This is a genomic window from Noviherbaspirillum galbum, from assembly GCF_010974945.1.
In the GTDB taxonomy this organism is placed as follows: domain Bacteria; phylum Pseudomonadota; class Gammaproteobacteria; order Burkholderiales; family Burkholderiaceae_D; genus Noviherbaspirillum; species Noviherbaspirillum galbum.
Genome location: NZ_JAAIVB010000048.1, coordinates 44547 through 65006, shown reverse-complemented (window position 1 = coordinate 65006; position 20460 = coordinate 44547). Strand labels below are relative to the sequence as shown.

Here is a 20460-nt window from a genome sequence, read left to right as displayed (position 1 = left end):
AGGACCCGCCGTGCGCACCTGCCTCCGCTCCCTGCTTTTCTTCGTTGCCGCCATCCCTGCGGTCTCTGCCGCCCTGGCCGCCGGGCCCGTCGATGTCGTGATGGGAACCGCGACGCCGGGCGGCGGCTTTCCGGTCTATGGCGATGCCGTGGTTCGCACGATCGCGAAGACGGATCCGGAATTGCACGTCGAGGCTCGCAACACCAGGGGCAGCACCGAGAACATTCCCTTGCTGGAAGCCGGCAAGCTCGACATCGCACTGGTGCAGGGCGAGGCCGCCCACGAGGCGCTGCAGGGCGTCGGCCGCCCGCCCGCCAAGCTTGCCATCATTGCCGCCATGTACTCGACTCCCGGCATGTTCGTCGTCCGCGCGGACAGCCCCTACCGGAGCATCCGCGACCTGCGCGGCAAGCCGGTGGCATTCGGGGCGCGCGGCTCGGGGCTGGTCATCCTCGCCCGCTACGTGCTGGATGGCCTCGGGCTCGACATGGACAAGGATTTCCAGGCGGTCTACCTGGAGCGCGCGGGCGACGGACCGGCAATGGTCGCGGACGGCCGCGTGGCGGCATTGTGGGGAGGCGGCAGCAGCTGGCCCGGCTTCACGGCGGTCGCCAACGGCGCGCACGGCGGCCGCTTCATCGTCCCTGACGACAAGGAGATCGCCGCGATCACTGCCCGCCATGGTTTCCTCAAGGTGCTGACCTTGCCCGCCAACAGTTTCAAGGGACAGCCTGAGGCGTTGGCCTCGGTCGGTTCCTGGAGCGTCATCATGGCCCGTCCCGGCCTGCCGGCCGAAACGGCTTACCGCCTGACCAGGGCCCTTCACCTTGGCGAGAAGATGATCGCCGACCTGCTGCCGCAGGCGCGGGAAACGACCGCGAAAAACACCGCGGCGGTGGCGCCGGAAGCGCGACTGCATCCTGGAACCTTGAAGTACCTGAAGGAGATCGGGGAAATCAGCAAGAAATGAGGCGGCCCGCCGCCGCTTCGCGGCATGGAACCTCCTCGGCGAAGAGCGCCAGCAGCCGCCGGGAAACCACCTCCGGCGCTTCCAACATCAGCCAATGGCCGCTTTCCGGGAAATGCATCACCTGCCTCGCCCCGAAACGGTCCGCGAAGACGCTTCCAATGTAGGTATCCCGATCGCCCCACATGACGAGCGAGGGAACGCTGTTCGACAAGGCGCGCAGGCTCGCATCCCAGCCTTCGAACACTTCCGGATCGAGGCCGCGATAAAGCCGCAGCACCATCCGGCGCACCCGGCCGGTAAAGGCGCGGTATGTGGCACTGACATGGGCGCGGCTCGGCTTGTTCGCCCCGGAGTTCTGGCGCATCGCCCGCGCGAGGCCGGACTGCGAAGTGAGGAGTTGCAGCAACTCGCCCAGCCCCCGGGTCCGGCAGATGCGCCCATACCGATGCCAGCGGTATTCGGACTGGAACACGGTGTTCATGATCGCGATGCTCCGTACCCGGTCAGGATGCCGCACCGCCCATGCCAGGCCATACGGCCCGCCGATGTCATGCACGACCAGATGGATGGGTTCCGTGATGCCGAGCGCATCGAGGAAGCCGTCGATGAAACGCGCCATGTTCTCCAGGTTTACCCTGAACCCATGCGGCTCCGCAGACTGGCCAAAGCCGGGCAAGTCGGGCGCCAGGCATCGATGGCCCTGGCTTACCGTGGGAATGACGCCATCCCACACCGTGCAGGAGTCAGGAATGCCATGCAGGAAAAGCACAGGTGCTCCCTCGCCTGAATCGGAAAAATGGATCCGTGCCCCATCGACGTTGACGAACATGCCTGCCTCCTGAAGTTAAGCGCCGCGAAATGCACGCATGCCTGGAGTGTGGCTTGCCCGGCCGGTCCTGACTATGGCAATTCATGCCATAATCCTTGCATATCATGACACCACCCTCTCGTTCGCCTCGACGGGCAAGCATCAAGATCGGGCTCCTCGTCTACCCGGGCTGCATGCCGGCCGGGCTCTTTGCCGCCTCCGATCTGTTCCGGGCGATCAACCGGCGGATGGGCAAGCCGGTGTTCGATCCGGTCTGGATCGGCGCCGAGAGCGGCAGGGTCGAACTGGTCGACGGTCCGGTGCTACACCTGGACCATGCCCTGCGCGAACCTTGCGATGCCTATCTGCTGCCGGGCTTCTGGGCCGAATCCGCCGCCGACCTCGATCGCATGCTCGACCGCCAGGCCCGCCTGCTTGCCTGGCTGCGCCAGTTGCCGAAGCAAACGGCGCTGTGGACCTATTGCATGGGTGTCGCGCTCGTCGCGGCGGCGGGAAGGATCGACCGTTGCGAAGCGACGGCGACATGGTGGCTGGAGCGGCCTCTTCGCGAACGGTTCGCGGCGATCAGGTGGGACTTCCGGCAAGCCGTCGTCGAGGACCGCAGCATCGTTACCGCCGCCGGCGCGAACGGCTACTGGGCCTTGCTCAACTGGCTGCTCATGCGCCGGATACCCGCGGAGGTCTTGCGGGACGTGGAGCGCGCCATGCTCGTCCCGCGATCGGACACGGGACACCCTGCATTCCGGCCGGTCGAGCTCATGGTGCAGGCGGATCCTCAGCTGCAGCGCCTGGTTGCCCATGTCCGCAACGTACCTGCTGCCGGCCTGAACCTCGGCATCGCAGCGGACTACCTCGCCGTGTCCGCCAGAACCCTCAGCAGGCGGATCGAGCGGCATGCGCAAGTCAGCGCAGGCAAGTGGCTGCGGCTGGTCAAGCTGGCCCAGGTCGCGGATGCGCTGGTGGCCTCCACCGCATCCATGAAAACGATCTGCGGGGAGGCAGGCTTCGCCGACGAGGCAAGCCTGATGCGCACCTTCAAGCGGGTGACCGGCATGACGACCTCTCAATACCGGCAGCAGTATGGCCGTCCGCTCGAACATGCCGGTACCGGCGAGCGATGAGGCGCCCGCCTTACGCCAGGAGGAAGCGCCGCGTTTCCCGGGCCAGGTGATCGAGGAAAGCCTCGCGATTCTCAAGGCTGTCCGTCACGTGCGGCGGCAATTCATTCATGAACGAGAAATGTCCGGCGCCTGGAACGACGCGGGCATCGACCAGATCGCCCAAGGCGTTCTTGAGAAACAGCGTTTGAGACGGCGGCGTGACGTCGTCCAGTTCGCCGGCCCACACCTGCATCGGCGCATGCACGCCATCGAGCGCGCCGGGCGCCCGGAAGAAATCCGTCGCCGGCGTGAACAGCACCAGGCGTTCGATGCGCTGGCCGGCGGCGATATCCAGCTTTTCACCATGTCGCATCCACATCTGCCCGCCCGACAGGCCGATCAGCATTGCCGCGCCGATCGAATGTCCGATCCCGTCGACGGGGTGGCCTGTCCCGGCGGCGTAGTCGAGCGCGAGCGCGAGCCGCCGGATCCGCAAGGACAGATCGGCCTCGGAGATGGCATGGCCCGCCACCCGCTCGAAATGCGGCGCCACGACGGTAAAGCCATGATCGGCAAGTGTCTGCAGCAGCGGCATGTGGCGCCGCGGATTTCCTCCCGCGCCGGCCGCAAACAGGACGACACGCGAAGATTTGCTGGCAGTAAGGACCGAAACGCTGAAGCTTCCGTCACGATCGGCGATTTCGACAAAATTTTCCATGGAGTTGAAAACAACGTTTTGGACCATTTTATTGCAGGATTCGTGGCGATACACTAGCATCGTGTTTCCGCGAGGAAACGTCAAAACAATAAGGAACATCAAGGAAACCGGCAGGCTAAGCAAGGGCGAGCGCCAGGAAAATACGGACCGCGCCCGGCCCGGGACCTTCCTACTCCCCCTAATCATTCCCGCACCGGTCTCCTATGGGATGTTCTCACTCGCATCAAGCTCGCAACAAGCCTGCGCGCTCGGCCGCAGCACAAAAATCGAACTAGGGATGGTCATGAAGTTATTGAAGAACATGAAGATCGGCCGACGCCTCGCATTGGGCTTCGCCGCCGCGATCGGCTTGTCGGCACTGATTGCGGCCGACGGCATCTGGACGATAGGAAGCCTGGGCGCCAACATGCGCGACGTCATGGCCGAGCCGCTCATGACCGAGCGGCTGGTCAGCGACTGGAACCGCAACATCACCAGCGCGGTCACGCGCACCACCGCCGTCGCGAAAAGCGCCGACGCGACGCTTTCGCAATTCTTCGCGGCGGATGCCGCCGCCTCCTCGAAGAGCAGCACCGAGTTGATGAAGAAGATCGAAAAGCTCATCACCAGCGAAGCCGAGAAATCCCTGTTCAACAAGATCAGCGAAGTGCGCGCGTCCTACATCCTGAGCCGGGACGCGGTGTTCAAGCTGAAGGCCGAGGGGCGCGCCGAGGAAGCCAGCAAGGTGCTGGATGAACAGTACCTGCCGGCCTCCGCCCGCTACCTTGAATTGGTCGGGCAGTTCCTGCAGTTGCAGCGCAAGCAGCTCGACGAGGCGGCCGAACGGGCCGAAGCCCTGGAAAGCCGCGGCCGGCTGGAGCTGTTCGGGCTGAGCGCGCTCGTGGTGCTGTTCGGCGTGGCTTCCGCATGGTGGCTGACCAGCGGCATCACCGGACCGCTGCGCAAGGCGGTGACCGCTGCGCGGCGCGTTGCGAGCGGCGACCTCGCCGGTGACATCCAGGTCGATTCGCGCGACGAGACCGGCGAGCTGCTGCAGGCGCTGCGCGACATGAACTCCAGCCTGCAGAAGATCGTGTCCGACGTGCGCCAGGGCACCGAGGCCATCACCACCGCCTCGGGCGAGATCGCTGCCGGTAACCTCGACCTGTCGACGCGCACCGAGCAGCAGGCCAGCTCGCTCGGAGAAACCGCCTCGTCGATGGAACAACTCACTTCGGCGGTGCGCCATAACGCGGACAACGCGCGCCAGGCCAACGCGCTGGCCAACACCGCGTCCGAAGTGGCAGTCAAGGGCGGCGAAGTCATCGGCGAGGTCGTCGGCACGATGGGCGACATCAATGCCTCGGCACGCAAGATCGTCGACATCATTTCCGTGATCGACAGCATCGCCTTCCAGACCAACATCCTTGCGCTCAATGCGGCGGTGGAAGCGGCGCGTGCCGGCGAGCAGGGCCGCGGCTTCGCCGTCGTGGCGAGCGAAGTCCGCACGCTGGCGCAACGCTCGGCGGCAGCCGCCAAGGAAATCAAGTCGCTCATCGACAGTTCGGTGGAACGCGTCGACGCCGGCAGCATGCTTGTCAGCCAGGCCGGCAGGACGATGCAGGAAATCATGGAAAGCGTGCGCCGCGTCACCGACATCATGGCCGAGATCACCGCCGCGAGCGCCGAGCAGACCGCCGGCATCGAGCAGGTCAACCAGGCCATCACGCAGATGGACGCCGTGACCCAGCAGAACGCCGCCCTGGTGGAGGAAGCGGCCGCCGCGTCCAACGCGATGCAGCAGCAGGCCGAGAAGCTGACCGAGGCGGTAGCCTTGTTCAGGCTGGAAGGAAGCCATGCCGCAGCGCAGGCGCCCGCCGCGATTTCCGCGCGCGTGAACGCGATCGTTCCCGCTGCCCTGGCGACCCGGGTGACGCGATCCGTCACGCGCGTGGCGCCGAAACGGCAGCTTCCGGTCGCTACCGGTGACGACTGGGAAGAGTTCTAAGGCATTCCCGCCCCTCGTTCCGATTTCAGGCAGGACTCCGGCTTGCTCGCCGCGGGAGATGGGCGCATGATCCTGCGAAGTGACTTTTCGAGGGACGGGAATGCAAACGATATTGGGCGCAAATGGCCAGATCGCGGTTGAGCTGGCGCGGGAGCTTCGGCGCAAGCATGAGACCGGCCTGAGGCTCGTGAGCCGCCATCCCCGCAAGGTCAACGAGACGGACACGCTGGCATCGGCCGACCTTCTCGACGCGAGGCAGACCGCCGAGGCGGTCAAGGGCAGCAGCGTGGTCTACTTCACCGCCGGCCTGCCGCCTGACACGGAATTATGGGAGAAGCAGTTTCCCGTCATGCTGAAGAATGCCCTGGATGCCTGCCGCGCGGCGGGCGCCAGCTTCGCCTATTTCGACAATACCTACATGTACCCGCAGGACGACCGGCTCATGACGGAAGAGACGGCCTTCGCGCCGGTCGGGCGCAAGGGCCGGGTCCGCGCAAGAATGGCGGCCATGGTCCTGGATGAAATGAAGCGCGGGGACATCCCGGTCGCCCTGTGCAGGGCGCCCGAGTTTTACGGCCCCGGCAAAACGCAGAGCGTCACGAATACGCTGGTCATCGACAACCTCAAGTCCGGCAAGAAGCCGCGGGTGCCGGTCAGGGACGACACGCTGCGAACGCTCATCTGGACGCCCGACGCCAGCCGCGCACTGGCGGCCATCGGCAATGCGCCCGACGCATTCGGCCAGACCTGGCACCTGCCCTGCAGTGACGATCGCCTCACCTACAAGCAATTCATCGAACTGGCCTGCGGGATTTTCGGGAGGGATGCCTCGTACACCGTCATCAGCAAATGGGCCTTGATCGGCGCGGGTATTTTTTCTCCGACAGTGCGGGAAATCCGGGAGCTGCTGCCCCGCTACGGATGCGACAGCTTGTTCGACTCGACGAAATTCAAGCGGCGCTTCCCGGAATTCGAGGTGACCTCATACAGGAAGGGGCTTGAGTTGATTCAACGCGAGTCGCGGGCCTGACGGCCGTTCCTCATCTTGGTGTTTTAAGGAATCAAGCGTCCATCCATTCGTGTTTCGCGACGCGACGCTCTCCAAGCCATAGGACGCCGGCCTGCGCCCATTTTGACATCAATCAAGCCGATGGCAACGCCGCCTCCTATCGTGTAATTCATGGCCTCACCATGCCCAGGACCATCTTTCTTTCATCAGCGCAAAGGAGAGACACCATGGCCACCGTATACCGTCCCACCACATCTCCAAGCCCTGGCCACGCGCTGGCCGGCTTCGCGCTGATGCTTGCCTGCCTGTTGCAGCCTGTCCATGCCGAGGTTCGTACCGAAGGCGGCAATGCCTATCATGCTTCGGGTGAAGTAAGAATGACGGAAAGCGTACCCGGAGATCTGTATGCCGTCGGGGGCCGCGTCATGCTGCTGGCGCCGGTTGGCGAGGACGTTGCCATTGCTGGCGGCTCGGTGCGGATCGACGGCGACGTGGGCCAGGACCTGCGTGTGGCTGGCGGCAGCGTGGACGTCACCGGCAAGGTCGGCGGCGACCTGGTGGCCTCGGGCGGCCAGGTGCGCGTCGGCAAGGAGAGCGTGGTGAAGGGCGAGGCTGCGCTGGCGGGCGGCGAGGTGACGATGGCCGGCACGCTGGAGCGCGGCGCCCGGATCTATGCCAATCGGATCGTGATCGACGGACCGGTGCGAGGAAAGACCGAACTCTACGCACAGGAGATCACGTTCGCACCCGGCGCGCGCATCGACGGCGACCTGCATTACGCCAGCCGGCGTCCCCTGGCTGCCGATGCCCGCGGCAAGGTCAGCGGCAGCATCGTGCAGGAAGAAGAACCTCGCGCATGGGAGGAGCGCGCGCATCGCAGGGCCGGCGGCTTCCACCCGTTCTTCATTCTCAGCATGTTCGCTTGCGGCATGCTGCTGCAGGCCGTCTTTCCGAATGCGATCGCGGGTGTTCGCCAAAGCATGACGAGCGCGCCGCTCAAGAGCATCGGCATCGGCCTGGCCTTGCTGTTCACCTTGCCGCCGCTTGGCGTGCTGCTGCTGGTCACGCTGGTCGGCATTCCGCTCGGTCTCGGCGTGTTCGCACTTTACCCGCTCCTGTTGCTGCTCGGCTATCTGGCGGCGGCATTCTTCCTGGGCGGACTGCTCGCGCGCATGATGCACGCGGAAGCGCTGGCCGACCGCCGGCGGCAGGTGCTGTTCTTTGCCCTTGCGCTCCTGGTTTTGGGCCTGGTCGGCACGATACCGGTGGTAGGCTGGCTGGTCGTGTTCATCGCGCTGCTGGAAGGCATCGGCGGCTGGGCGAGCTGGACATTGCAGCGCTATCGGGCCGCGCGCACAAGCGGCCACGCGTGATGGCGGCGGACGAAGATCGTCCGGCCGCTTTCCCCGGCGCGGACATTCAACCATCGTTGCCGAACAGCGAAAGCAAGTACGAGCTGCTGTTCGAAAAGATGGAGCAAGGCTTCTGCCTGCTCGAGCGCTTGCCCGGCGTCTCGGGCGAGCCTAGCAATTACCGCTATGTCGAGGTCAATCGCGCCTTCAAGCGCGAGACCGGCTTGCACGACGCGGTAGGCAAGTCGATTCGGGAAGTGGCCCCGAATGTCGAAGCGCATCTCCTCGACAGCTTCGACAAGGTGGAGGCCAACCAGCGGTCGGAACGCCTCGAAGCCTACGTCGCCTCCCTCGGGATATGGGTCGAGGGCACGGTATTTCCGGCACATGCGCCCGGGCAGATCGCGGTGCTTTTCAGCAACGTATCGGCCCGCAAGCGTGCCGAACTCGCCCTGCGGGAAAGCGAGACTCGCCAGCGCACCCTGCTCGAAGGGCATGCGCAGGCCTTCTGGGAAACCGATTCGCAGGGACGTGTAATCGATGACTCGCCGAGCTGGCGGGCCTGGACCGGGCAAACGCATGAAGCATGGATTGCCCAGAAATGGCACCTGGCGATACACCCGGCCGACCGCACACGCGTCCTGCAGGCATGGCAGGTCGCTCTTGCCACGAAGGCCACGTTCAATGCCGAACTGCGCCTGCGCCGCGCCGACGATACCTGGTGCTGGACCAACGTCCGGGCAGCGCCGGTGCTTGATAGCGACGGCAGCGTGCTCAAGTGGGTGGGAATGACCGTCGACATTTCCCAGCAGAAGCACGTCGAGGAAAACCTCCGGCGCAGCGAAGAGCGGCTGCACAAGATCTTTTCCCAGGCGAGCACCGGCATGGTGGAAACCGACGTGAATGGACAAATGACGATGGTGAACCGCAAGTTTTGCGAGATGCTTGGGTACACCGAAGGCGAACTGCTGGCCATGAACGTAACCGACGTCACGGCCGCCGAATCGTTGCCATCCACGATCGCCGCAGTGCAGGCACTCGCGTGCGGCGGTCCCGACGCCGTGCTGGAAAAGCGCTACCTGCGCAAGGATGGCGGCTACATGTGGGCGCAGAGCAGCGTCAGCGCGCTGCGCGGACCGGACGGGCAATTCCAGGGGCTGGTGGCGATCGTGGTCGACATCGGGGAACGCAAGCAGGCGCAGGAGAGGCTGCGCCATGCCTCGCTGCATGATCCGCTCACCGGCCTGCCCAACCGCACCATGTTATTCGAATACGCCGGCTACCAGCTGCCGCACAACCGCCGGCACCACCGCCGTACCGCGCTTCTCTTCCTGGATCTCGACCGCTTCAAGCCGGTGAACGATTCCCATGGCCATGAAGTGGGCGACGCGGTGCTGCAGGAAGCCGCGCGCCGCCTCATGGCAAGCGTGCGCGAGGAAGACATGGTGGCGCGCCTTGGCGGTGACGAGTTCGTCATCCTGTTGCAGGACACCGGCGATCCGCAGTACGCTGCGGAGGTCGCCTGGCATATCGCTTCCCGTATCGCCGAACCCTTCCACGTCGGTGAACTGGCACTGTCGGTCTCGACGTCGATCGGCATCAGCATCTTTCCGCAAGACGGCGACGACATCGACACCCTGCTCAGCCATGCCGACATGGCCATGTACCAGGCGAAGCAGAACGGCCGCAACAATGTCCAGTTCTTCTGCCCCAGCCATGCGGTGGTCGCGCAGGCGCAGATGGCCATCGAGCGCAAGCTCAAGGATGCGGTGCGTGGCAACGCCTTCCACCTGCATTATCAACCCATCTTCGAGCTCGGCAGCCGGCGCGTGGTCAGCGTGGAAGCGCTGCTGCGCTGGAACGCTGCCGACATCGGGCCGGACCGCTTCATTCCGGTCGCGGAATCGACCGGAATGATCAACAGCATCGGCAAATGGCTGTTGCGCGAAGCGGCGCGGCAATCGCGCTCCTGGCGGGAGGCGGGCCTGCCGCCGGTGCCGATCTCCGTCAACGTGTCCGTGATCGAATTCCGCGAGCAGGGCTTCGCCCGCCGCCTGCTTGGCATGCTTGCAGAAGAAGGACTCAAGCCGGACGCCATCCAGGTGGAAGTGACCGAAACCGCCATCATGGAAAACATCGACCATGCGGCCGCCGTGCTTTTTGAACTCAAGCAGGCTGGGGTGAAGATCCTGCTTGACGATTTCGGCACCGGATATTCCAGCCTCGCCTACCTGGTCAAGCTGCCCTTGAACAAGCTGAAGATCGACAAGACCTTCATACTGCCGTCGCCGCATAGCAGCGCCAGCCAGGCGGTCACGAATGCCATGGTTGCCCTTGGCCGCGCGCTGGGGCTGGAGGTCGTCGCGGAGGGCGTGGAGTCGGAAGGCTTGCTGGATTTCGTGCAAGGCCAGGGCTGCCACCAGGCGCAGGGTTTCCATCTTGCCCCGCCGATGTCGGGAGCCGCCTTCTGCGAATGGTATCTCGACGGACATGCAAGGCAGGCGGATCTGCATTGATTGGAAATTATCGATGCTTCCGCATGGCGGCTGACCGGCTTGTTCATCGGGCAGCGGGGCCCTTTGCCGGAGGCGACAGCAGGTAGGGATGGTTTGTCCCCGCGGCGTTGCGTCCGGCGCCGACGATCTGGCCCGCGTCGTTGATCTTCGTGGCGGTATCCAGCGTCCAGCCGGAAGCCTTTACCTCGGCCAGTTCGTTCAGCATGGTGAGCACGCCGTTGCTGAACAAGAATGGCTGGCTCGATCCGTCGGGATGGGAAATGTCGCCGACAGCCTGGCCAAGCGCGTTCAATCCCGTGGCGCGGCTGGTCTCGGGCACTCCCGGCGTGATGTTCGTCATCGTGCCGTTGGCCTGCCGATACACGAAGGCGCTGCCGTTGCTGGTCCCGGCCACGTCGCCGTGCCCGTTGATGGCGTAGGCGCTCGTTCCGGACACCGGCGAAGGGCCGTCGGGAAGCGCGCCGATATTCGTCGCGACGCCATTGGAGACGACATATCCCTGCCGGAAGAACTTCTGTCCCCGCGTCACCAGGATCTGGCCCGCATCGTTGATGCCGGTGGCAATCGCCACATCGTTCGAATCGGGATTGAAGTCGCCAAGGTTGATGGTCTGGCCGTTGCGCAACAGGAAGGCGCAATAGAGGAAGCATGGGAGGTCGTCGCCGGCCGGCAGTCCCCCCACGACGTCCCCGGCGTCGTTGATGCCTTCAGGATTGCCCAGGCCGCCCAGCGGACGCATTTGTCCGTCCTCGACCATGAAGCCGGCGCCTTGCAATCCGGGCGCGGGACTCGTTCCCACTATCTGGCCGCGGTTGTTGATGGCCGTCGCGACGCTGTAAGGTCCGCCGAGCGTCCCCAGGTCATGCATGTAGCCATCCCGAAACACGAACGCATGAATGCGGGAGTTGGACGGGTCGAGCCCACTCTGGCCGACGACCTCGCCGAGGTCGTTGATGTCGGCGGCACCGGCGTCGCCCCCCGCAGCGCCAAGGCTTCCGAGGTCCGCGACGTGCCAGCGCGCCGGCTCGGCAAAGCGCAGGCGCCATTGGCGCGGGGGCATGGCAATGATTTCCGCCGCGCCAGCCTCGCCTGCAGGCACGTTGAAGGCGCTGATGCGTGCCGTGAGACTGCCGGCGGCGAGCACGTCGGTGTCCAGGTTTAGCCAGGCGCGCGTGCCATCGGCCGAAACGTCGAACACGCCGAGCCGGGGCAGATACCCGGCCGGCGGCAGCAGTTCGACGTTGCGCAAGCCGCTGCCGCGCACTTCCAGCCGCACCTTGCCGGCAACCAGTCCGCCATGGGCGGGTGCCGCCGCCAACGTGGCGGCAAACCCCGCGGTGCCTTGGACATTCCAGTGCCGGGGTGACATGGCCACGATTTCCCGCGCTCCGGGTTGCGCTTGCATGACGTCGAATGCGCTGATGCGCACCGTCTGCGTGCCGGCGGGCAGGGATGCCGTGTCGAGGTCGAGCCAGGCGCGTTTCTTGTCCGCCGACACGTTGAAGACAGCCAGGCGTGGAAGGTAGCCGCGTTCCGGCAATAACTCCGCATTGGCGATGCCGCTGCCCTGTATCTCCAGCCGGACCTTTCCCGCGAGAGTGGCGCCGTCTGGCGGCGCTTCGGTCAGCGCCGCGGCAAAGCCCGCGGCCGGCTGCGTCTCGTTGGCGATGAACCAGGTTCTCGCCGGCATGGCGACGATCTCGGTCGCCGCCGCTTGTGCGGCAGGGACCTCGAACGCGCTGATGCGCATCCGCGTTTCCCCATTCGGCAGGGTCGTCGTATCGAGGTCGAGCGTCGCACGCGTGCCGTCTTCGTTGAGGATGAAAACGCCCAGCCGCGGCAGGTAGCCGCGTTCCGGCAAGAGTTCCGCGTTCGCAAGCGCGCTGCCTTCGACTTCCAGCCGGACGATGCCGCTCAGCGAAGACCCGTCAGGGGGAGCGGCTGCGATACGCGCGGTGAACGGAGTCGATTGGCCGGGAGCAACCGCCCTCGCCGCCTCGACCGCCAGGCGGCGCGAGCCGTCTTCCTGCCCTTCTCCGCCGCTGCAAGCGACGGTGCAAAGCGCGATGCAGATTGCAAGCAAGCGGCTTAAATGGGAAACTAGCGGATGCATGGCACCCTCCCTCGCTTGCCGGACGCCTTCGGTCAGCGGACCACCAGCACCGGGATCTCGGTCTGCAGGAGCACCCGTTGCGTCACGCTGCCCAGGAGCAGGCGGTCCAGCCCGCGCCGGCCGTGCGATGCCATGACGATCAGGTCGCAGCCATGGTCCTCGGCCGTCCGTACGATCTCATTGGCGGGACTGGTGTTGAATGCGGGACGAAGCTCGCATCTCACGCCGGCTTCCCTCGCCGCGAGTTCGATTTGCCGGAGCGCCGTTTCGGCTTCGGTGCGCATCTGCTTCTCGTAGCTTTCCGGCTCGGGAAACGCGGCGGCTTCCGCCACCCATCCATAGGGATAGGGTTCGGCGACCGACAAGGCAAGCAGGCTGGCATTGTCCTGCTTCGCGAGTTTCACGGCGACGGACACGGCTTTCCTGGCCAGCTCCGACCCATCCGTGGGCACGAGTATCGAATGAAACATGATGCCTCCTAGCGCCAGGCATTGGCCTGACACCAACCATCCTACGAAACGCGAAAAACCGTGGAAAGCATGCCGCATGATCTGGGTCAAAATCCGCTTGGATTCGCCCGCCGGAATTGGCCGCGCACGCCACGGCACTCATGCCGGCCGATTTTGACTCCGGTCAAGTGGCGTTTCGGGGGAGCGGGTGGAATATCTCACATCCATCACCCGACAAGCGGGAGGCTCGCCATGTCACGTCCCCTGGTCATCCGCAAGCGTGCCGGCGACTTGCGCATCAAGCCAAACTGGACGGATTACGCCGCCGAACGGGCCGCGTTCTCCTGGGAAGCGGCGCGCGCCCACCTCGCCGGCCTGCCCGGCGGCGGCCTTAATATCGCCCATGAAGCGGTCGATCGCCACGCGGCGGATCCCCGTTCGGGCAGCCGCATCGCCTTGCGATTCCTCGGGTCCGGCCGGGACATCGATTACCGCGCGCTGGCGGGGCTCACGAACCGCTTCGCCAACGTGCTGGCCGGCCTGGGCGTGGCACGTGGCGAGCGCGTGTTCACCCTGCTCGGCCGCGTGCCGGCGCTTTACGTCAGCGTGCTTGGCAGCCTCAAGGCCGGCGCGGTGGCCTGCCCGCTGTTTTCCGCCTTCGGCCCTGAACCGGTCGCCACCCGGATGGGCCTGGGCGACGCCCGCGTGCTGGTGACCACCGCGGACCTCTACCGCCGCAAGGTACAACCGGTGCGCGACAGGCTGCCCGGGCTCAAGCATGTCCTGATCGTGCAGGAGACCGGCGACGGCATGGCTGCCGCCGATGGCGTGCATGACTTCGAGAGCCTGATGGCGCAATCGCCACGGCGCTACGAGACCGCGCCGACGCAGGCGGAAGACATGGCCCTGCTCCATTTCACCAGCGGCACCACCGGTACGCCGAAAGGCGCGATCCACGTGCATGGCGCGGCAGTGACGCATTGGGCCACCGGCCGCTATGCGCTCGACCTGCATCCCGGCGACATCTACTGGTGCACCGCCGACCCGGGATGGGTGACCGGCACCTCCTACGGCATCATTGCGCCGCTGCTCCATGGCGTGACGTCGGTGGTCGACGAGGGCGATTTCGATGCGCACAACTGGTACCGCATCCTGCAGGATGAAGACGTCAGCGTCTGGTACACCGCACCGACGGCGATACGGATGCTCATGAAGGCCGGCACGGAGCTGGCGAAGCAATACCGCTTTCCTGCCCTGCGCTTCGTCGCCAGCGTGGGCGAGCCGCTCAATGCGGAGGCGGTCTGGTGGGGCGAGGAGGCGCTCGGCCTGCCTGTGCATGACAACTGGTGGCAGACCGAGACGGGCGGCATCATGATCGCCAACACGCCGGCATTCGACATCAAGCCGGGATCGATGGGCCGCCCGCTGCCGGGCATCGACGCCTGCATCGTGGAGCATGATGCGCAAGGCGGCGTGCGCATCGTCGACACGCCTGGGAAGGACGGGGAGCTGGCGCTGAGGCGCGGCTGGCCGTCCATGTTCCGCGGCTACCTGAACAATGAAGAGCGCTACCGCAAATGCTTCGACGGCGACCTTTACCTCACGGGAGATCTCGCGCGGCGCGACGAGGACGGCTATTTCTGGTTTGTCGGACGCGCGGACGACGTGATCAAGTCTTCCGGCCACCTGATCGGCCCCTTCGAAGTGGAAAGCGCCTTGATGGAACACCCGTCGGTGGCGGAAGCCGGCGTGATCGGCAAGCCGGACGAGACGGCCGGCGAAGCGGTCAAGGCCTTCGTCTCGCTCAAGTCGGGATGGAAAGCGTCGGACGAGCTTGGCCTGGCCTTGCTTGCCCATGCCCGCAAGCGGCTAGGCGCCGCCGTGGCGCCGAAGGAAATCGACTTCCTGCCAGCGCTGCCGCGCACCCGCAGCGGCAAGATCATGCGACGCCTGTTGAAGGCGCGCGAACTCGGGCTGCCGGAAGGCGACACTTCCACGCTGGAGGGACAGGCATCATGAGCACCGCCATCCAGCAGCGGCCCCCCTTTCCCGACCCCGGCGATCGTCCGGTTTCCTGCGACAGGCAGACGGCGCTGGCGCTGCTCTCCGACATGGTGCGCATCCGGCGCATGGAAGAAAAGGCGGCCGAGCTTTATGGCGCAGGCAAGATCCGCGGCTTCCTGCATCTCTACATCGGAGAGGAGGCGGTGGCGACAGGCGCACTGCACGCGCTCGCCGCCGAAGACAACATCGTCGCCACCTACCGCGAGCACGGCCACGCGCTGGCGCGCGGCGTGCCGATGAAGGCGATCATGGCGGAAATGTTCGGCAAGGTGGACGGCTGTTCGCGCGGGCGCGGCGGCTCGATGCACCTGTTCGACCGCGAGCGGCGCTTCTATGGCGGCAACGCCATCGTCGCCGGGGGACTGCCGCTGGCGGTGGGTCTCGCGCTGGCGGACAAGATGCAGGGCGTGCGCCGGGTGACGGCTTGTTTCTTCGGCGAAGGCGCGATAGCCGAGGGCGCGTTCCACGAATCGATGAACCTTGCGGCGCTGTGGAAGCTGCCGGTCCTGTTCTTGTGCGAAAACAATTTCTATGCGATGGGCACCGCGCTTGCGCGCTCAGAGGCGCAGACCGACCTTTGCCGCAAGGCGGAAAGCTATGGCATCCCCGCCGAACGCGTCGATGGCATGGATGTGGTCGCGGCGATGGAAGGCACGGCGCATGGCGCGCGCCAGGTCCGTGCTGGCGAAGGGCCGTTCTTCACCGAGTTCCAGACATACCGGTTCAGGCCGCATTCGATGTTCGACCCGGATCTCTACCGGGACAAGGCCGAGATCGAGGCATGGAAGACACGCGGTCCGCTGCATACCTTTTCCGGCCGGCTCAAGCGCGAGGGCAAGCTGAGCGAAGAGGAATTCCTGGCGATCGATGCGCGGGCGGCCGAGGAAGTGGCGGCGGCGGTCGCGTTTTCCGAAGCATCGGCATGGGAGCCGGAGGCGGACCTGCTGCGCGACGTCTGCGCACCGGAGGCGCGGCCATGAAGATGAGCTACCGGGAAGCGCTCCGACTGGCCTTGCGCGACGCGCTGGAAGCCGATGCGCGCGTGTTCCTGATGGGCGAGGACGTCGGACGCTACGGCGGAACCTATGCGGTCTCGAAGGGCTTGCTGGAAGAATTCGGTCCGGACCGCATCCGCGATACGCCGCTGTCCGAACTTGGCTTCGTCGGCGCCGGCATCGGCGCCGCGCTCGGCGGCATGCGGCCGGTCGTCGAAATCATGACCATCAATTTCAGCATGCTGGCGCTCGACCAGGTGGTCAATACGGCCGCCTGCCTGCGCCATATGTCGGGCGGCCAGTTCAACGTGCCGCTGGTGATCCGCATGGCTACCGGCGCGGGCCGCCAGGTGGCGGCCCAGCATTCGCACAGCCTCGAGGGATGGTATGCGCATATCCCGGGCATCCGCGCGCTGGCCCCGGCCACCGTCGCCGATGCCTACGGCATGCTCGCTCCGGCCCTGGCCGACCCGGACCCTGTGGTCATCTTCGAGCATGCGCAGCTCTACAACATGGAAGACGAGATCGAGCAGCGCCCTTGCGACATCCGGTCGGCGGCATTGCGGCGCGAGGGTGACGACCTCAGCATCATCACCTATGGCGGCAGCCTGCCGAAGGCGCTGCAGGCGGCGCGCCTGCTGGCGGATGACGGCATTTCCGCTGACGTGCTCGACCTGCGGGTGCTGCGGCCGCTGGATACGGCGGCCATCCTCGGCACGGTGCGCAAGACGCACCGCGTGCTCGTCGTGGACGAAGGATGGCGCAGCGGCAGCCTGGCGGCGGAGGTCATGGCGCGCATCGCCGAGGAATCCTTCTACGACCTCGATGCGCCGCCGGGCCGCGTGTGCAGCGCCGAGGCGCCGGTGCCCTATGCGCGCCACATGGAAGCGGCGGCGCTGCCGCAGCCGGCTGCAATCGCCGCCGCGGCGAAACAACTCATGGGCAGATCATGATCGAATTCAAGCTCCCTTTCCTCGGCGCGGACGTCGACGAGGGAAAACTCCTGCAATGGCAGGTGAAGCCCGGCGACGCCGTGAAGCGCGGCCAGGTGGTCGCCGTGGTGGATACGTCGAAGGCAGCCGTGGACGTGGAAAGCTGGCAGGAAGGGACAGTGGCGGAGCTGCTCGCCGCGCCGGGCGATACGCTGCCGGTTGGCGCGGTGCTGGCGACCCTGCTCGAGGAAGGCGAGACGATGGAGATGGCCAGGCGGTCCGGAAAGACGCATGAAGCCGGGGCGGTAGCGCCGGGAACGACCGCCTCCACGGCGCCCGACGGCGCGCGGGAATCGCAGCCTGGCGGCGTCAACGTCCTGCCTGCCCGGCCCGTGCCAACCACCCCTTACGCCGGCGCACGCCGCAGGACATCGCCCGCGGCGCGCAAGTACGCGGAAGACCATGACATCGACATTGGCGCCGTCGCCGGTACCGGGCCTGAGGGCGCGGTTACCTTGCAGGATGTGCAGAGGGCAGCGGCGTTGTCCGCATTTTCGTCCGCTCCATCGTCCGCTTCATCGCCGCAGCCCTCCCCCGTCCTTGACCGCCAGGCCGAAATGCGCCGCTCCATCGCCGCAGCGATGAGCCGCTCGAAGAAGGAAATTCCCCATTACTACCTGAGCGAACCGGTCCCGATGCGCCGGGCGCAGGAGTGGCTGCTCGCCGCGAACGCTACCCGTTCCCTGACCTCTCGGATACTGATGGCAACCCTGCAGATCAAGGCCGTGGCGCTGGCGCTGGCCCGCTATCCGGAGCTCAATGGCTTCTACGTGGATGGCGGCCACCGCCCCTCCGGCGCAGTCCACGTGGGCGTCGCCATCGCCCTGCGCCAGGGCGGGCTGGTCGCCCCGGCCATCCACGACGTCGCCAGCAAGCCGCTGGACCGGCTCATGGAGGAACTGACCGACCTGGTCAAGCGCACCCGCGCAGGCTCCTTGCGCAGCTCGGAAATGTCGGATCCCACCATCACGGTGACCAACCTCGGAGAGCAAGGCGTGGAAACCGTGCATGGCGTCATCTACCCCCCGCAAGTGGCGCTGGTGGGCTTTGGCCGGATCGCGCAGCGACCCTGGGCACGCGACGACGCGCTCTGCGTGATGCCGGTAACGACCGCGACCCTGGCAGCCGACCACCGCGTGTCCGACGGCCATTACGGCGCGCTGTTCCTTGCCGAGCTGCGCGACAGGCTGCAACAGCCGGAACAGCTCTGATGTTCCGGAGACCTCGACAAGGAGATTGCCATGGAACAAACTGAAAAGCCCGCCAGCGCGGAAATCCTGGCGGGAATACTGACCACGCTACGGTCCATCGCTCCGGAAACCGCGGACCAGGACCTGAACCCCGGCGAGCCGTTGCGCCGCCAGGTCGACCTGGATTCCATGGACTGGCTCAACTTCCTGATCGCCCTGCATCAGCGCTTCCATGTCGACATCCCAGAAGCCGACTATGCGAGGTTGCGGTGCCTAGACGACATCGCCGCTTACCTGCAGGCGAAGACGCATTGACCTCCACGATGACGCGAGGCGGCCGTCACTTCAACATTCCGCGCGACTTCATCCTCTCGCAGGCATCCTGCCTGGGCCCGCGCATGGGGCGCCCCTTTTCCTTCGCCCGCGCTTCCATCGAGGCGCGATGCTCCTCCATGTACGCCTTGCACTCATCATAGTTCTGAAGCGACATCATCTTGTCATGATGCCTGGCCCTTTCTTCCGGCGTCATCATCGACCAGCCCGGCGTGTTGCTCTTGTCGAACCGGTATCCTCCCCGCGGACCGTTGCCGGCCGGCTGGCCGAAGAGGGATGCCGACACCAGTGAAATCGCCACTCCGGCGATGATCTTGTTCATGCTTTGCATCGAGGTTCTCCTTCTCAGGTCGACAGGTTGAAAATCGTGATTGAATCAGTCATCGTCGCCACTCCTGTTTTCATGCTTGCCCTGTTCGCCATGGACGGAATGACCGGCGCCTATCGCCAATCCGCTCCCTGTGGATGACCCGAACCACTGCAAGCCCCAGAACCCGGCGACCGCCGCCATCACCAGCACGGCGACAAGCCGGCGCGGGGAACGGATGCCCTCCCCGGGACCGCCCCGCTTGAATCCATGCAGCATGGCCCCCACCAGGTTCTCTCGATGCAGCCAGCTGCTGCCGATCACCGCGGCAACGTGCAGCGCGACCAAGCCGAGCATCACGTTTGCCGCCGCCTCGTGCGCCTCCTCCATCCACTCCCGCGCGTCGTTGTCGGTGGCCCAGCCCGTCACGGTCACGGCGATGGCCAGCACGAGCAGGCCGAGGATGGCAAGCCCGCCGGCGGGGTTGTGGCCGACATGATGCTCCGGCTTGCGGGCAAGGAGGGAAGCGACATACCGCCTGACTGCGGCAACCGGTTTCACGAAATCCGTGAAGCGCGCATAGCGGCTGCCAACCAGGCCCCAAACGATCCTGAATGCCACCAGGCCGCCCATCGTGTATCCAAGCGTGATGTGCACAAGATGCCATCGCTCACTCTCGGCCGTCAGGTAGGCGCCGGCAAAGGAAAGCACCAGGAGCCAGTGGAAGACGCGCACCGGCGCATCCCAGACAAGGATTGGTTCGCCGGCGGCGGACACTGACATTTTCTTCATTGCCATCTCCCATCTTCACTGTAAGCCGGCCTGCCATGACGGCAGGCCGCCGTATGTTCAATTCGCTTGCTACGGCCCGATCACGATATGGTTCACCACCTTCGTGACACCGGGCGCGCACCAGGCCGCATGCACCGCGGCGCTGCGCTCCTCGAGCGAGGGCACGGTGCCGGTCAGCGTGACCTCGTCTTCCTTGACCGACACGGTGATGGCCTTGGCTTCGGCATGGGCGCGGCGCTGCAGCGCCGATTCGATGCGCGCGCGGATGTTGCGCGGCGCGACGACGGGATGCACGACGATGTCGTTCTTCACATCCCTCACGCCGCGCAGGTTGCGCACGTCGCGTTCCGCCACGCGCCGCAGATGGTCGCCCCCTACTCGGCCGGAAAGCGTTACGCGGCCGGCTTCCACCAGCACGGTGACTGCATCGCGCGGCAGCAGCGCGTCCTGCTCAAGCGCCGTCCTGGCGGCCACCGCGATATCGGTATCCGACCGGGTATCCTGGCCAGGGAGGCGCACGTCGACTTCAAGCGCGATGCCCTTCACGCCGGCGACGCGCTCCACCGCGCGCCGGGCCGCGATCTTTTCCGCGAAACTGTCGAGGTGCCCCGACAGCGTGACGACACCGTTCCTCACTTCGACGCCGACATCGGCCGCATCGACCAACGGATCCCATTCAAGTTCTTCCAGCACGTCCTCGCGCAATTGCAGATCGGTTTTCATGTCAGGCTCCATTACAGTTTC

Annotated in this window: 18 protein-coding genes; 11 read left to right on the top strand and 7 right to left on the bottom strand. The window is 65.7% G+C overall.

Annotated features, from left to right (window positions below; all coding sequences use genetic code 11):
• The first annotated feature begins 10 nt into the window (after nt 1-10).
• Nucleotides 11-970 carry a TAXI family TRAP transporter solute-binding subunit gene (locus tag G3574_RS14920; protein WP_205609794.1) on the top strand — a complete coding sequence of 320 codons (960 nt, stop codon included), beginning with the start codon at nt 11-13 and terminating at the stop codon, nt 968-970.
• Here the strand turns inward: G3574_RS14920 and G3574_RS14915 are convergent.
• Nucleotides 957-1799 carry an alpha/beta fold hydrolase gene (locus tag G3574_RS14915; RefSeq protein WP_163964541.1) on the bottom strand — a complete coding sequence of 281 codons (843 nt, stop codon included), beginning with the start codon at nt 1797-1799 and terminating at the stop codon, nt 957-959. The two genes, G3574_RS14920 and G3574_RS14915, sit on opposite strands and share 14 nt — an antisense overlap.
• A gap of 104 nt (nt 1800-1903) precedes the next feature.
• Between G3574_RS14915 and G3574_RS14910 the strand changes: the two genes are divergently transcribed.
• Nucleotides 1904-2920 (top strand): GlxA family transcriptional regulator, encoded by a 1017-nt coding sequence (locus tag G3574_RS14910; RefSeq protein ID WP_163964538.1) that lies wholly within the window; start codon nt 1904-1906, stop codon nt 2918-2920.
• 10 nt (nt 2921-2930) lie between these two features.
• Here the strand turns inward: G3574_RS14910 and G3574_RS14905 are convergent, their stop codons facing one another.
• Entirely contained in the window at nt 2931-3740 is an 810-nt protein-coding gene (locus tag G3574_RS14905; protein WP_163964535.1) for an alpha/beta hydrolase, read from the bottom strand.
• Nucleotides 3741-3900: 160 nt separating this feature from the next.
• Between G3574_RS14905 and G3574_RS14900 the strand changes: the two genes are divergently transcribed.
• The 4 genes from G3574_RS14900 (at nt 3901) to G3574_RS14885 (ending at nt 10481) form a co-directional block, all read left to right on the top strand.
• Nucleotides 3901-5604 (top strand): methyl-accepting chemotaxis protein, encoded by a 1704-nt coding sequence (locus G3574_RS14900; RefSeq protein WP_163964532.1) that lies wholly within the window; start codon nt 3901-3903, stop codon nt 5602-5604.
• A 100-nt stretch (nt 5605-5704) separates the two neighbouring features.
• Nucleotides 5705-6634: an NAD-dependent epimerase/dehydratase family protein gene (locus G3574_RS14895; protein ID WP_163964530.1), complete on the top strand. Its 930-nt coding sequence runs from the start codon at nt 5705-5707 to the stop codon at nt 6632-6634.
• Nucleotides 6635-6840: 206 nt separating this feature from the next.
• The gene (locus G3574_RS14890) at nt 6841-7986 is read left to right on the top strand and encodes a polymer-forming cytoskeletal protein (RefSeq protein ID WP_163964528.1); all 1146 of its coding nucleotides are present in this window, start codon (nt 6841-6843) and stop codon (nt 7984-7986) included.
• Complete coding sequence (locus tag G3574_RS14885) at nt 7986-10481, top strand: EAL domain-containing protein (protein WP_163964525.1); 2496 nt, start codon at nt 7986-7988, stop codon at nt 10479-10481. Before G3574_RS14890 ends, G3574_RS14885 begins: the two co-directional genes overlap by 1 nt.
• A gap of 43 nt (nt 10482-10524) precedes the next feature.
• On the opposite strand, the gene G3574_RS14880 is transcribed toward G3574_RS14885, so the two are convergent.
• Together G3574_RS14880 and G3574_RS14875 are read right to left on the bottom strand one after the other, a co-directional pair.
• A complete protein-coding gene (locus tag G3574_RS14880) occupies nt 10525-12594 on the bottom strand; it encodes a hypothetical protein (RefSeq protein WP_163964522.1) in 2070 nt (689 codons plus the stop codon).
• Between the two features lie 32 nt (nt 12595-12626).
• Nucleotides 12627-13064, bottom strand: a complete 438-nt coding sequence (locus G3574_RS14875) for a universal stress protein (protein WP_163964519.1) — start codon at nt 13062-13064, stop codon at nt 12627-12629.
• A gap of 231 nt (nt 13065-13295) precedes the next feature.
• Here G3574_RS14875 and acsA point away from each other — a divergent pair, with 231 nt between their 5' ends.
• Genes acsA through G3574_RS14850 form a run of 5 tightly spaced genes read left to right on the top strand, consistent with a single transcriptional unit; the run spans nt 13296 to nt 18599 of the window.
• Complete coding sequence (gene acsA / locus G3574_RS14870; RefSeq protein ID WP_163964516.1) at nt 13296-15062, top strand: acetate--CoA ligase; 1767 nt, start codon at nt 13296-13298, stop codon at nt 15060-15062.
• On the top strand, nt 15059-16087 hold the full coding sequence (pdhA, locus tag G3574_RS14865; RefSeq protein ID WP_163964514.1) for a pyruvate dehydrogenase (acetyl-transferring) E1 component subunit alpha: 1029 nt from the start codon (nt 15059-15061) through the stop codon (nt 16085-16087). Before acsA ends, pdhA begins: the two co-directional genes overlap by 4 nt.
• Entirely contained in the window at nt 16084-17055 is a 972-nt protein-coding gene (locus G3574_RS14860) for an alpha-ketoacid dehydrogenase subunit beta (protein WP_163964512.1), read from the top strand. Before pdhA ends, G3574_RS14860 begins: the two co-directional genes overlap by 4 nt.
• Complete coding sequence (locus G3574_RS14855; RefSeq protein WP_163964510.1) at nt 17052-18305, top strand: dihydrolipoamide acetyltransferase family protein; 1254 nt, start codon at nt 17052-17054, stop codon at nt 18303-18305. The genes G3574_RS14860 and G3574_RS14855 overlap by 4 nt, the downstream gene beginning before the upstream one ends.
• A gap of 30 nt (nt 18306-18335) precedes the next feature.
• On the top strand, nt 18336-18599 hold the full coding sequence (locus G3574_RS14850; RefSeq protein ID WP_163964508.1) for an acyl carrier protein: 264 nt from the start codon (nt 18336-18338) through the stop codon (nt 18597-18599).
• 25 nt (nt 18600-18624) lie between these two features.
• Here the strand turns inward: G3574_RS14850 and G3574_RS14845 are convergent, their stop codons facing one another.
• The 3 genes from G3574_RS14845 to G3574_RS14835 form a co-directional block, all read right to left on the bottom strand.
• Nucleotides 18625-18948, bottom strand: coding sequence for a hypothetical protein (locus G3574_RS14845; RefSeq protein WP_163964507.1), 324 nt, complete (start codon nt 18946-18948; stop codon nt 18625-18627).
• Nucleotides 18949-18993: 45 nt separating this feature from the next.
• Nucleotides 18994-19722 (bottom strand): cytochrome b/b6 domain-containing protein, encoded by a 729-nt coding sequence (locus G3574_RS14840; RefSeq protein ID WP_163964505.1) that lies wholly within the window; start codon nt 19720-19722, stop codon nt 18994-18996.
• Nucleotides 19723-19785: 63 nt separating this feature from the next.
• The gene (locus tag G3574_RS14835; RefSeq protein WP_163964503.1) at nt 19786-20439 is read right to left on the bottom strand and encodes a BON domain-containing protein; all 654 of its coding nucleotides are present in this window, start codon (nt 20437-20439) and stop codon (nt 19786-19788) included.
• Nucleotides 20440-20460: the final 21 nt, after the last annotated feature.

What these genes read in the sequence shown, in the direction of transcription:
- G3574_RS14915 (WP_163964541.1), bottom strand. Translation starts at nt 1,799, where the DNA reads ATGTTCGTCAACGTCGATGGGGCACGGATCCATTTTTCCGATTCAGGC.
- G3574_RS14910 (WP_163964538.1), top strand. Translation starts at nt 1,904, where the DNA reads ATGACACCACCCTCTCGTTCGCCTCGACGGGCAAGCATCAAGATCGGG.
- G3574_RS14900 (WP_163964532.1), top strand. Translation starts at nt 3,901, where the DNA reads ATGAAGTTATTGAAGAACATGAAGATCGGCCGACGCCTCGCATTGGGC.
- G3574_RS14895 (WP_163964530.1), top strand. Translation starts at nt 5,705, where the DNA reads ATGCAAACGATATTGGGCGCAAATGGCCAGATCGCGGTTGAGCTGGCG.
- G3574_RS14890 (WP_163964528.1), top strand. Translation starts at nt 6,841, where the DNA reads ATGGCCACCGTATACCGTCCCACCACATCTCCAAGCCCTGGCCACGCG.
- G3574_RS14885 (WP_163964525.1), top strand. Translation starts at nt 7,986, where the DNA reads ATGGCGGCGGACGAAGATCGTCCGGCCGCTTTCCCCGGCGCGGACATT.
- G3574_RS14880 (WP_163964522.1), bottom strand. Translation starts at nt 12,594, where the DNA reads ATGCATCCGCTAGTTTCCCATTTAAGCCGCTTGCTTGCAATCTGCATC.
- G3574_RS14875 (WP_163964519.1), bottom strand. Translation starts at nt 13,064, where the DNA reads ATGTTTCATTCGATACTCGTGCCCACGGATGGGTCGGAGCTGGCCAGG.
- acsA (WP_163964516.1), top strand. Translation starts at nt 13,296, where the DNA reads ATGTCACGTCCCCTGGTCATCCGCAAGCGTGCCGGCGACTTGCGCATC.
- pdhA (WP_163964514.1), top strand. Translation starts at nt 15,059, where the DNA reads ATGAGCACCGCCATCCAGCAGCGGCCCCCCTTTCCCGACCCCGGCGAT.
- G3574_RS14860 (WP_163964512.1), top strand. Translation starts at nt 16,084, where the DNA reads ATGAAGATGAGCTACCGGGAAGCGCTCCGACTGGCCTTGCGCGACGCG.
- G3574_RS14855 (WP_163964510.1), top strand. Translation starts at nt 17,052, where the DNA reads ATGATCGAATTCAAGCTCCCTTTCCTCGGCGCGGACGTCGACGAGGGA.
- G3574_RS14850 (WP_163964508.1), top strand. Translation starts at nt 18,336, where the DNA reads ATGGAACAAACTGAAAAGCCCGCCAGCGCGGAAATCCTGGCGGGAATA.
- G3574_RS14845 (WP_163964507.1), bottom strand. Translation starts at nt 18,948, where the DNA reads ATGCAAAGCATGAACAAGATCATCGCCGGAGTGGCGATTTCACTGGTG.
- G3574_RS14840 (WP_163964505.1), bottom strand. Translation starts at nt 19,722, where the DNA reads ATGGCAATGAAGAAAATGTCAGTGTCCGCCGCCGGCGAACCAATCCTT.
- G3574_RS14835 (WP_163964503.1), bottom strand. Translation starts at nt 20,439, where the DNA reads ATGAAAACCGATCTGCAATTGCGCGAGGACGTGCTGGAAGAACTTGAA.